Origin of the sequence: Streptomyces sp. SPB074, from assembly GCF_000154905.1 — a bacterium.
GTDB lineage: Bacteria > Actinomycetota > Actinomycetes > Streptomycetales > Streptomycetaceae > Streptomyces.
On sequence record NZ_GG770539.1, the window covers coordinates 5,578,816 to 5,590,135 of the forward strand.

Annotated in this window: 9 protein-coding genes and 1 pseudogene; 3 read left to right on the forward strand and 7 right to left on the reverse strand. The window is 72.9% G+C overall.

All coding sequences use genetic code 11. From position 1 onward, the window contains the following. From pgl to tkt, 5 genes are all read right to left on the reverse strand, one after another. Window positions 1-669, reverse strand: a 669-nt coding sequence (gene pgl, locus SSBG_RS23595) for a 6-phosphogluconolactonase (RefSeq protein WP_008748580.1), incomplete at its 3' end; no start/stop codon positions are given. Continuing rightward, window positions 666-1,778: a glucose-6-phosphate dehydrogenase assembly protein OpcA gene (gene opcA / locus SSBG_RS23600; RefSeq protein WP_008748581.1), complete on the reverse strand. Its 1,113-nt coding sequence runs from the start codon at window positions 1,776-1,778 to the stop codon at window positions 666-668. The genes opcA and pgl, both read right to left, overlap by 4 nt. Next, window positions 1,775-3,307 (reverse strand): glucose-6-phosphate dehydrogenase, encoded by a 1,533-nt coding sequence (gene zwf / locus SSBG_RS23605; protein WP_008748582.1) that lies wholly within the window; start codon window positions 3,305-3,307, stop codon window positions 1,775-1,777. Before zwf ends, opcA begins: the two co-directional genes overlap by 4 nt. Before the next feature lie 5 nt (window positions 3,308-3,312). Beyond that, complete coding sequence (gene tal / locus SSBG_RS23610; RefSeq protein WP_008748583.1) at window positions 3,313-4,431, reverse strand: transaldolase; 1,119 nt, start codon at window positions 4,429-4,431, stop codon at window positions 3,313-3,315. Window positions 4,432-4,466: 35 nt separating this feature from the next. Then, the gene (gene tkt / locus SSBG_RS23615) at window positions 4,467-6,569 is read right to left on the reverse strand and encodes a transketolase (RefSeq protein WP_008748584.1); all 2,103 of its coding nucleotides are present in this window, start codon (window positions 6,567-6,569) and stop codon (window positions 4,467-4,469) included. Between the two features lie 493 nt (window positions 6,570-7,062). Between tkt and SSBG_RS23620 the strand changes: the two genes are divergently transcribed. The 3 genes from SSBG_RS23620 to SSBG_RS23630 all read left to right on the forward strand — a co-directional run bounded on the left by SSBG_RS23620 (window position 7,063) and on the right by SSBG_RS23630 (window position 9,877). Further along, window positions 7,063-8,010 (forward strand): heme o synthase, encoded by a 948-nt coding sequence (locus SSBG_RS23620; protein ID WP_078491397.1) that lies wholly within the window; start codon window positions 7,063-7,065, stop codon window positions 8,008-8,010. 146 nt (window positions 8,011-8,156) lie between these two features. Next, window positions 8,157-8,522, forward strand: coding sequence for a hypothetical protein (locus tag SSBG_RS23625; protein ID WP_008748587.1), 366 nt, complete (start codon window positions 8,157-8,159; stop codon window positions 8,520-8,522). 242 nt (window positions 8,523-8,764) lie between these two features. Beyond that, a complete protein-coding gene (locus tag SSBG_RS23630) occupies window positions 8,765-9,877 on the forward strand; it encodes an amidohydrolase (RefSeq protein WP_008748588.1) in 1,113 nt (370 codons plus the stop codon). 16 nt (window positions 9,878-9,893) lie between these two features. Here SSBG_RS23630 and SSBG_RS23635 read toward each other — a convergent pair whose 3' ends face one another. Together SSBG_RS23635 and SSBG_RS23640 are read right to left on the reverse strand one after the other, a co-directional pair. Next, window positions 9,894-10,928, reverse strand: a complete 1,035-nt coding sequence (locus SSBG_RS23635; RefSeq protein WP_037870487.1) for a COX15/CtaA family protein — start codon at window positions 10,926-10,928, stop codon at window positions 9,894-9,896. 59 nt (window positions 10,929-10,987) lie between these two features. Then, window positions 10,988-11,320, reverse strand: a pseudogene (locus tag SSBG_RS23640) (glycoside hydrolase family 3); the annotation flags it as partial.

Sequence of the window (11,320 nt, forward strand, 5' to 3'; positions counted from 1 at the left end):
GCCCGTGCCGGACAGCGCGATCCGGACCGCCTCCGCCTTGTCCTCGCCCGCCGCGAGGAGCCAGACCTCGCGGGCCGCGCGGATCGCGGGAAGCGTCAGGGAGAGACGGGTCGGCGGGGGCTTCGGGGCGCCGTGGACCGCGACGACCGCGCGCTCCCGCTCGCGCACGCCCGGCAGCTCCGGGAAGAGCGAGGCCACGTGCGTGTCCGGGCCGACGCCGAGCAGCAGCACGTCGAAGGCCGGGACGGCCCCGTGCGAGCCCGCCCGCGAGGCCGCGTCGGCGAGTTCGGCCGCGTAGACCTGCGCCGCCGCCTCCGGCTCGTACGGACCGTCCGACGCGGGCATCTCGTGCACCTGGCCCGGGTCGAGCGGCACCCGCGCGAGCAGCGCCTCGCGGGCCTGCGTCGCGTTGCGCTCGGGATCGCCGTCGGGCAGGAAGCGCTCGTCGCTCCACCACACCTCCAGGCGCCCCCAGTCGATCGCGTCCCGCCCGGGCTCCTCGGCGAGGGCCGCGAGCAGCCCGTTGCCGTTGCGGCCCCCCGTGAGGGCGACCGAGGCGCTGCCGCGCTCGGCCTGGGCCTCCACGATCAGGGTGATCAGCCGGGCGGCGGCGGCCCGCGCCATCTCGGCCTTGTCCTGGTGCACGACGAGTTCGGGCGTGGTGCTCATGACGTGGTCGCCTTCTTCGCGGAAGCGGTGGACCTGGCGGACTTGCGCGCCGCCGTCTTCTTCGCCGCCCCCGTGCGGGAGCCGGAGCCGCCCTGCGGCGCCCCCGTCCCCGTCTCCGCCGTCTCGGCGGCCTCGGCCGCCGCCTCCTCCGGCGTCGGCGCGGTCTGCGCCCCGGCCGGCTCGTCGAGCCGGTCGACGCCGAACTTGAGCGCCGCGGCGTAGGTGTCGTCCGGGTCGAGCCTGCGCAGCTCCTCGGCGATCAGCTCCGCCGTCTCGCGGCGCTTGAGCGCCACCGCGCGGTCCGGCTGGCCCTCGACGGAGAGCGTCGCGAGCGAGCCGTCGTTGCGGTCGAGCACGACGGGCCCGCTGTCCGTCTCCATGCGCACCGAGGTGAGCCCGGGGCCCCCCGAGGCGGTGCGCTTGACGGGGACGGCGAGGCGGTGGCCGAGCCACATCGCGAGCAGTTCGACGCTCGGGTTGTACTCCTCGCCCTCGACCCCGACCGAGGTGACCTCGCAGGCCACCTGGTCGAGCGCGGCGGCGAGCATCGAGCGCCACGGCGTGATGCGCGTCCACGCCAGGTCCGTGTCCCCGGGCGTGTACGTCTCGGCGCGGGCCTTGAGCTCGTGGATGGGCTGCTCGGCCGCGTACGAGTCGGTGACCCTGCGCTGGGCGAGGGCGCCCAGCGGGTCCTTCGCCGGGTTCTCCGGCGCGTTGACGGGCCACCAGACGACGACGGGCGCGTCCGGGAGCAGCAGCGGCAGGACGACGGACTGGGCGTGGTCGCCCACCTCGCCGTACAGCCGCAGCATGACCGTCTCGCCGGTGCCGTTGCCGGTGTCGCCACCGAGCTGGACCTCGGCGTCCAGGCGGGTCGTCGCGCGGTCCCTGGGGCCGCGCGAGACGCGCTTGATGACGACGAGGATGCGCGAGGGGTGCTCGCGCGAGGCGTCGTGCGCGGCGCGCAGCGCGTCGTAGGCGTTCTCCTCGTCGGTGACGATGACGAGGGTGAGCACCATGCCGACGGTGGGCGCGCCGAGCGAGCGCCGTCCCTGTACGAGGGCCTTGTTGATCTTGCTGGACGTGGTGTCCGTGAGATCGATCTTCATGGCCGCCTCCAGCTCCGTCCGTCACGCCGGAGCATGTCGTCCGCCTCGGTGGGGCCCCAGGTCCCCGAGGGGTACTGGGCGGGCTTGCCGTGGCGGTTCCAGTGCTCCTCGATGGGGTCGAGGATCTTCCAGGACAGCTCGACCTCCTCCGTGCGCGGGAAGAGGTTCGCGTCCCCGAGGAGGACGTCGAGGATCAGGCGCTCGTACGCCTCGGGGCTCGACTCGGTGAAGGACTCGCCGTAGGCGAAGTCCATCGACACGTCCCGCACCTCCATCGAGGTGCCCGGGACCTTGGAGCCGAAGCGCACCGTGACGCCCTCGTCCGGCTGGACGCGGATGACCAGGGCGTTCTGCCCCAGCTCCTCCGTGGCCGTCTGGTCGAAGGGGGAGTGCGGGGCGCGCTGGAAGACGACCGCGATCTCGGTGACGCGGCGGCCGAGCCGCTTGCCGGTGCGCAGGTAGAACGGGACGCCCGCCCAGCGGCGGTTGTCGACGCCGACCTTGATCGCCGCGTAGGTGTCGGTCTTCGACTCGGGGTCGATGCCGTCCTCTTCGAGGTAGCCCACGGCCCGCTCGCCGCCCTGCCAGCCCGCCGCGTACTGCCCGCGCACGGTGTCGCGGCCGAGGTCGGAGGGCAGGCGCACGGCGCGCAGCACCTTCGTCTTCTCCGCGACGAGCGCGTCGGCGTCGAAGGAGGCGGGCTCCTCCATGGCGGTGAGCGCCATGAGCTGGAGCAGGTGGTTCTGGATGACGTCGCGGGCGGCGCCGATGCCGTCGTAGTAGCCCGCGCGACCGCCGATGCCGATGTCCTCGGCCATGGTGATCTGCACGTGGTCGACGTACGAGCGGTTCCAGATCGGCTCGAACATCTGGTTGGCGAAGCGGAGCGCCAGGATGTTCTGGACCGTCTCCTTGCCGAGGTAGTGGTCGATGCGGAAGACCTGGTCGGGGTCGAAGACCTCGTGGACGATCGCGTTCAGCTCCTTGGCCGAGGCGAGGTCGTGCCCGAAGGGCTTCTCGATGACCGCGCGCCGCCAGGCCCCCTCGGGGGCGTCGGCGAGGCCGTGCTTCTTGAGCTGCTGGACGACGTCGGGGAAGAACTTCGGCGGCACCGAGAGGTAGAAGGCGAAGTTGCCGCCCGTGCCCTGCGCCTTGTCCAGCTCGTCGATCGTGGCCTTGAGGGTCTCGAACGCCTGGTCGTCGTCGAAGGCGCCCTGGACGAACCGCATCCCCTGGAAGAGCTGCTGCCAGACCTCCTCGCGGAAGGGGGTGCGGGCGTGCTCCTTCACCGCGTCGTGGACGACCTGGGCGAAGTCCTCGTCCTCCCAGTCGCGGCGCGCGAAGCCGATGAGGGAGAAGCCCGGCGGCAGCAGGCCGCGGTTGGCCAGGTCGTAGACGGCCGGCATCAGCTTCTTGCGCGAGAGGTCCCCGGTGACGCCGAAGATGACCAGGCCCGACGGCCCCGCGATACGCGGGAGCCGTCGGTCCGCGGCGTCACGGAGCGGATTGGCCCCGTGCTGTGCGGTCAAGGTGATCAGCCCTCCGAAGGGGCGAGGCGGTTGAGCTCCGCCTCGGTCGACTTGAGCAGGTCGTTCCAGGAGACCTCGAACTTGTCGACGCCTTCCTTCTCCAGGAGGTCCACCACCTCGTCGTACGAGATGCCGAACTTCGCGAGCCCGTCGATGACGGCCTGCGCGTCCTCGTACGTTCCCGCGATCGTGTTCCCGGTGATCTCGCCGTGGTCGCCCACGGCCTCCAGGGTCGCCTCCGGCATGGTGTTCACCGTGTTCGGGGCGACGAGCGCGTCCACGTACAGCGTGTCGGGCAGCGCCGGGTCCTTGACGCCGGTCGAGGCCCACAGCGGGCGCTGCTTGTTGGCGTGCGCCTTGTCGAGGGCGGCCCAGCGCTCGGAGGAGAAGACCTCCTCGTACGCCTGGTAGGCGAGGCGCGCGTTGGCGACGGCGGCCTTGCCCTTGGCGGCCTTGGCCTCGTCGGTGCCGAGCGCGTCGAGGCGCTTGTCGATCTCGGTGTCTACGCGCGAGACGAAGAAGGAGGCCACCGAGTGGATCTTGGAGAGGTCCAGGCCCGCGGCCTTCGCCTTCTCCAGGCCCGCGAGGTAGGCGTCCATCACGAGGCGGTAGCGCTCCAGCGAGAAGATCAGCGTCACGTTGACGCTGATGCCCCGGCCGATGGTCTCGGTGATCGCCGGCAGACCGGCCTTCGTCGCCGGGATCTTGATGAACGTGTTGGGGCGGTCCACCAGCCAGGCGAGCTGCTTGGCCTCGGCCACGGTGGCGCGGGTGTTGTGCGCCAGGCGCGGGTCCACCTCGATGGAGACCCGGCCGTCGGTGCCGCCGCTCCGGTCGAAGACGGGGCGCAGCACGTCGGCGGCGTCACGGACGTCGGCGGTGGTGATCATGCGGATCGCCTCCTCCACCGTGACGCGGCGCGCGGCGAGGTCGGTGACCTGGGTGTCGTACCCGTCGCCCTGCGAGATCGCCTTCTGGAAGATCGACGGGTTGGTCGTGACACCCACGACGTGCTGGTCGTCGATCAGCTCGCTCAGGTTGCCGGACGTGATGCGCTTGCGCGACAGGTCGTCCAGCCAGATCGCGACGCCTTCGTCGGAGAGGCGCTTGAGTGCGTCTGTCATGGAAATTGCATCTCCTCGTAGAGTGTCTGTTCGCGTCAGCGCCGGGCGGCGTCGAGAGATTCCCGCGCGGCGGCGGCGACCGCCTCGCCGGTGAAGCCGTACTCGCGGAAGAGCAGCTTGCCGTCGGCCGAGGCACCGAAGTGCTCCAGCGAGACGATGCGGCCCGCGTCGCCCACGAAACGGTGCCAGGTCAGGCCGATCCCGGCCTCCACCGCGACCCGCGCCTTGACGGCGGCCGGGAGCACGGACTCCCGGTACCCCGCGTCCTGCTCCTCGAACCACTCGACCGAGGGCATCGACACGACGCGCGCGGCGACGCCCTGGGCGCGCAGCAGCTCACGGGCCTCGACGGCGAGCTGGACCTCGGAGCCGGTCCCGATCAGGACGACGTCCGGGGTGACCTTCTTCCCCTCGGCGTCCTCGGCGTCGAGCAGCACGTAGCCGCCCTTGGCCGCGTCCTCGTTCGGCGCGTACGTGGGCACGCCCTGCCGGGTGAGGATGAGCGCGTGCGGGCGGCCCTCGCCGTACACCTTCGTGTAGCGGCGCAGCACCTCGCGCCAGGCGGTGGCCGTCTCGTTGGCGTCGGCCGGGCGGACCACGTTCAGGCCCGGGATGGCGCGCAGCGAGGCGACGTGCTCGACGGGCTGGTGGGTTGGGCCGTCCTCGCCGAGACCGATCGAGTCGTGCGTGAAGACGTACGTGACCGGCAGCGTCATGAGGGCCGACAGGCGGACCGCGTTGCGCATGTAGTCGGAGAACGTCAGGAACGTCCCGCCGTACGCGCGCGTGTTGCCGTGCAGCGTGATGCCGTTCAGCTCGGCGGCCATCGCGTGCTCGCGGATGCCGAAGTGGACGGTACGGCCGTACGGGTCGGCCTCGGGGAGCGGGTTGCCCTCGGGGAGGAACGACGACGTCTTGTCGATCGTCGTGTTGTTCGAGCCCGCGAGGTCGGCGGAGCCGCCCCAGAGCTCGGGGATCACCGGGCCGAGCGCCTGGAGGACCTTGCCGGAGGCGGCACGGGTCGCGAGCGAGGTGCCGGTCTCGAAGACGGGGAGGTGCTCCTCCCAGCCCTCGGGCAGCTCGGTCGCGGCGACACGGTCGAAGCGCGCGGCGCGCTCCGGGTTCGCGGCCCGCCAGTCGGCGAAGCCCTTCTCCCACTCGGCGCGCCGCTCCTTGCCGCGCTCCAGGGCGCCGCGCGTGTGCGCGAGGACCTCGTCGGCGACGTCGAAGTGCTTCTCGGGGTCGAAGCCGAGGACGCGCTTGGTCGCGGCGACCTCGTCCTCGCCGAGCGCCGAGCCGTGCGCGGCCTCGGTGTTCTGCGCATGCGGGGCCGGCCAGGCGATGATCGAGCGCATCGCGATGAACGAGGGGCGCTCCGTCTCGGCCTTCGCGGCCTCGATCGCGGCGTACAGGGCGGCCGGGTCGAGGTCGCCGTCGGCCTTCGGGGCGACGCGCTGCACGTGCCAGCCGTACGCCTCGTAGCGCTTGACGGTGTCCTCGGAGACGGCCGTCTCGGTGTCGCCCTCGATCGAGATGTGGTTGTCGTCCCACAGCAGGATCAGGTTGCCGAGCTTCTGGTGCCCGGCGAGCGAGGACGCCTCGGCGGAAATGCCCTCCTGGAGGCAGCCGTCCCCGGCGATCGCGTAGATGTGGTGGTCGAACGGCGAGGCGCCGCGCGGTGCCTCGGGGTCGAAGAGCCCGCGCTCGTAGCGTGCCGCCATCGCCATGCCCACGGCGTTGGCCACGCCCTGGCCGAGCGGCCCGGTCGTCGTCTCGACGCCCTTGGTGTGCCCGTACTCCGGGTGCCCGGGGGTCTTGGAGCCCCAGGTGCGGAAGGCTTCCAGGTCCGCCAGCTCCAGGCCGAAACCGGCCAGGTAGAGCTGCGTGTAGAGCGTCAGCGAGGAGTGGCCCGCGGACAGCACGAAACGGTCGCGCCCGGTCCAGTCCGGATCGGCCGGGTCGTGGCGCATCACCTTCTGGAAGAGGGTGTACGCGGCCGGGGCCAGGCTCATGGCCGTACCGGGATGGCCGTTGCCGACCTTCTGCACGGCGTCCGCGGCCAGTACACGCGCGGTGTCTACGGCCCGCTGATCCAGTTCGGTCCACTCGAAATCTGTGGTGGTCGGCTTGGTGCTCACCCTGAGTCAGGGCTCCTCTCCACATGTCGAAGACCGGTGACTTTGCGTGCACCGGACGGCGTCGAGCCTACCCCCGGAAACGTCCGCGTCTCCGCGCCTGATTCCCAGGGTGCCGAAGACGGGCCGGTTCCGCCTCTCGAAGGCCCACAACCCTTGTCCCGCCTGCCCGGGAAGGCTCCGTGGCACACCGCGACATCTGTGCCGGGACACGCTCATTCCAGCGCCCGCACGTGCGCCCGCGCGCTCATCCGGGCCGGGCCCCGCGCGAGGCGACCGAGCGTCACCGCAGGACGCCTCGCGTCCGCTCGCGGACGGCGTGCCGGACGCCGCGGCGTCCCGTTCGCACAGGCGCGCGGGGCGCCCAACACGAACGACCCCCGCGAAGGGCCGGAGAGGGGGGCCGTCTAGAGTGGCGTGGTACGCGTGAGCCCCCCTTTCCGGGGCCAATCCGGACACTCCCGGGGGGCTCGCTTGAGAAAAGTCTCTGTCAGGGGTGTGCGTGACGGCCGTTGAATCCCGTCCAGCGGGAGCGCTCGGGACGAGCACGGGCAAGCGGCCGACCGGGGCCCGGCTCATGGGCTTTGTGGCGCTGACCAAGCCGCGGATCATCGAGCTGCTGCTCATCACGACCGTGCCGGTGATGTTCCTGGCCGAACAGGGCTTCCCGGATCTGTGGCTCGTCCTCGTGACGTGCTTCGGCGGCTACCTCTCGGCGGGCGGCGCCAACGCCCTCAACATGTGGTACGACCGCGACATCGACGCCCTGATGGACCGTACGTCGCAGCGGCCCCTGGTCACCGGGCTCATCTCGCCGCGCGAGGGACTCGTCTTCGGCCTCGGCCTCTCGGCGGTCTCCACGCTGTGGTTCGGCCTCCTCGTCAACTGGCTCTCGGCCGCGCTCTCGCTCGGCGCGATCCTCCTGTACGTCGTCGGCTACACGATGATCCTCAAGCGGCGTACCGCGCAGAACATCGTGTGGGGCGGGGTGGCGGGCTGTATGCCCGTCCTCATCGGCTGGTCCGCCGTGACGGACTCGGTCTCCTGGGCCGCCGTCATCCTCTTCCTCGTCATCTTCTTCTGGACGCCGCCGCATTACTGGCCGCTGTCGATGCGGGTCAAGGACGACTACGCGCGCGTCAACGTGCCGATGCTCCCGGTCGTCGCGGGCAACAAGGCCGTCGCGAAGCAGATCGTGCTCTACAGCTGGATCATGGTCGCGGTCTCGCTCCTGCTCACCGTGCTCGGCTACACCGGCTGGTTCTACACGCTGGTCGCGCTCCTGTCCGGCGGTTACTGGCTGTGGGAGGCGCACGCGCTCCTGCACCGCGCCAAGGGCGAGATCACGGGCGCCAGGCTCAAGGAGATGCGCCTCTTCCACTGGTCGATCACCTACGTGTCGATCCTCTTCGTCGCCGTCGCGATCGACCCCTTCCTGCGCTGAGCCCGCTCGCGCGTACGGCGGTACGCGCGCGCTGAGCCCGCCCGCGCGTACGGCGGTACGCGCCGCGGTCCCCGGCCCCGTCGTCCCCTCCCGGACGGCGGGGTCTCCTGTCGTGCCGGGGCCTACTCGTGGGTAGCATGACCGGCATGGCAGACAACACCGAGCAGAGCGCCGAGCCCGCCGCCACGCCGACCGCCGCCGGGAAGCGGGCGGCGGCGCGCCAGGAGCGCAGGGCGGCGCGGCTGGCCAAGCAGATCGGTTCCTTCGCCCGCCGCCACGGCGGTGCCGAGGGACAGCTCGCCTACGTCGGGCAGCGCGGCACCCGCATCGTCCTCGTCGGCGAGGACGGCGGCTGGGGCGACCTCTTCGCGCACGACGCGGCGGTGGCGCGGGACGCGGTGGCGCGGGCCGGGATCACGCTGCACGACGAGTTCGCGGGGGACTTCGCGGCGAAGGTGCGGACGGGGGCGTACGAGTGGCGGCGAATGGCGGGGATTCAGGTCGGCGGGTGAGCCTTTCCGCGTGAGGGGCCCCTTCCCGGGGGTTTCGGGGCTCCGCCCCGGGCCCCGGCTCCTCAAACGCCGGAGGGGCTGATCATGGGGCTCCGCCCCCTGCCCCGCTCCTCAAACGCCGGAGGGGCTGGCTCATGCGGCGCCCGGGGCTGGAATTGGGCGGTACCGGGGGCTCTTTCTTCCGTTAGAACCCTTGAAGGCCGCTCGGACCGTCCGGGCGCCGGATGGCCCCGGGGGTCCCCGTGATCGAAACGCCGCCGCTGGTGGACCAGTACTGCCAGGGGGTGCGCCGGGAGGAACTGGGGCTCGGGACCTTCGAGGCGCTGCTCGGGCCCGGGGACGCGGCGCCCGCCGCCGGGACCACCTTCTTCGACACGCAGACCGGCTTCGCGCTGCGCCGCTGGTGCCCCCCGCTGCTCGGGCTAGCCCCGCACAGCCCGCCCGCGCACTACCTCGCGCGGCGCAGGGAACTGGGCGCCCTGGAGACGGAACGGCGCCTGCTGCGCGGCAGCGGCACGGGCACGTACCTCGTGGACACCGGGCCGCCGCTCGGCCTCACCCCGCCGGGCGAACTCGCCGCGACCGCCGACGCGCACGCCCGCGAGATCGTCCGGCTCGAACAGCTCGCCGGGCAGACCGCCGACACCTCGGGCAGCGTCGCGTCCTTCCTGCGCCACCTCGCCGAGTCCGTGCACGGCGCCGCGACGACCGCCGTCGCCTTCGCCTCCGTGACCCCGCCCCCGCGCCGCGTCCCGCTGCTCCCCGAGCCGCCCTCGCCCGCAGAGGTGCGGGCCGCCGCCGGGGCCTGGCTCGCCGCGCGACAACTCCCGCCGGGCGGCACCGGCCCCGAGGACCCGGCCGGGCCCCCGCCGCCGCTCGGGGCGCACCTGCTGTGGCTCGCGCTCTCCTCGGGCCGCCCGCTCCAGCTCCATACGGGTGAGGTGCCGCCCGAACCGGGGGCGCTCGCCGCCTTCGCCGCGGCGACGGCCGGGCTCGGCACCCCGCTCGTCCTGCTCCCCGGCTACCCCTACCACCGCGCCGCGGCCCGCCTCGCGGGGCTGCACCCGCACGTCCACGTGGACCTCGGGCCCGCTCTCAGCGGGACCGGCGCGCGTGCCGCCGGGCTGCTCGCGGAGTTCCTGGAGCTGGCTCCGTTCGGCAAGCTGCTCTATTCGAGCGGCGCGCGGGGACTGCCCGAACTGCACGTCGTCGCGGCCCGCCAGTTCAGGGAGGCACTGCGGCGGGTCCTCGGGGCGTGGGTCGTGGAGGGCGCCTGGAGCGCGCGCGACGGGGAACGGATCGCGGGACTGCTCGGCGCGGGGAACGCGCGGCGCGTGTACGGCCTGGAGGAGTGAGGGCGGCCGGCGGGGGTCAGGCCGCCGTCAGCCGCGCGGTGTCGCTCGCGTCCTGGCGCGGCAGCGGCTCGCCGCCCGGCTCCCGCTCGGGGCGCTCGCGCAGGGCGAGGAGCACGCGCAGGACACCGATCCACACGAGGGTCGAGCCGAGCATGTGGGTGCCGACGAGGATCTCGGGCAGCTCGGTGACGTACTGCACGTAGCCGATGGCGCCCTGGGCGAGGAGGACCAGGAAGAGGACGCCCGTCTTGTTCCGCGGGCCCGCGGGCGCGTCCACCGCCTTGAGGACGGCCCACAGCGCGGCCGTCAGGAGGCACGTCGCCCAGGCGAGGGCGGCGTGCACCCGCGCGGTGCCCGTCCAGCCGCCGAGCCACTCCAGGGACATGCGCGGCACGTCCGAGGAGTCGCCCGCGTGCGGCCCCGTGCCCGTGACGAGGGTGCCGACCGCGATGAGGAGCGCCGTCACGAGGACCAGGGCCCACGCGAGGCGGACGACCTTCGGCCCCGCGAGCGGGCGAGGTGCCGCGTCGCCCTCGCGGCTGCGCTGCCACATGAGCGTCGCGACCGCGATGAGCGCCGAGGAGAGCAGGAAGTGCGCGGCGACGGTGTACGGGTTGAGGCCGACGAGCACGACGATCCCGCCCAGCACCGCGTTGCCCATGACGAGCCAGAACTGTGCCCAGCCGAGCCGGGTGAGCGAGCGGCGGCGCGGTTTCGCCGCGCGCGCGGCGATGATCGCCCAGCCGACGGCGGCGCACAGCACGTACGTCAACATGCGGTTGCCGAACTCGATGACGCCGTGGAAACCCATCTCGCGCGTCGTCGTGAGCGAGGTGTCCGTGCACTGCGGCCAGGTCGGGCAGCCGAGCCCCGAGCCGGTGAGCCGCACCGCGCCGCCGGTCACGACGATGACGACGGTCATCATCAGGGCGAGCAGCGCGGCCCGCTCCACGGTCCGCCGGCGTGGCGTCCAGCGGGCGGCGATGAAGGCGAGCGGATTGCGTGCGGCCTCGGACAGGCGCGCGGCGGGCGTATTCGGCACGGCGTTCATGCTAGGCGGTCGCTTGTGCACGGATTCACGTGGGTCGCGTGTCGGGTGCTCCGGCCTCCTCAGGCCCCCGTGAGGAGGCCGGCGAGGGCCGTGGCGTTGGGGAGCGCGTCACCGTAGGTGAACACGATCCGCCGGGCGCGGGGGAGGTCGTCCGGCCCGGCGGGCCAGCCGAGGCACACGACGAGCGCGTCCGGGTGGGCGTCGAGCAGCGCGTCGAGCGCCGCGGCCTGCTCCGGGTCGGCGTGCGGGGTGCCGACGAGGATCACGTCGGCCGCCCCGGGCAGCACGGGTCCCGCCGCCGGCTCCTCGGTGACGCGGCCCTCGACGCTCTCGCCCCGGGCGAAGACCGCCGTGAGCGTAAGAGCCGGGCAGGCGGGCGAGGAGCGCCCCGG

Excerpts from the sequence above, each read along its gene's own strand:
- tal (WP_008748583.1), bottom strand. The coding sequence starts at position 4,431 with ATGACAGACGCACTCAAGCGCCTCTCCGACGAAGGCGTCGCGATCTGG.
- opcA (WP_008748581.1), bottom strand. The coding sequence starts at position 1,778 with ATGAAGATCGATCTCACGGACACCACGTCCAGCAAGATCAACAAGGCC.
- SSBG_RS23625 (WP_008748587.1), top strand. The coding sequence starts at position 8,157 with ATGGCAGACAACACCGAGCAGAGCGCCGAGCCCGCCGCCACGCCGACC.
- SSBG_RS23635 (WP_037870487.1), bottom strand. The coding sequence starts at position 10,928 with ATGAACGCCGTGCCGAATACGCCCGCCGCGCGCCTGTCCGAGGCCGCA.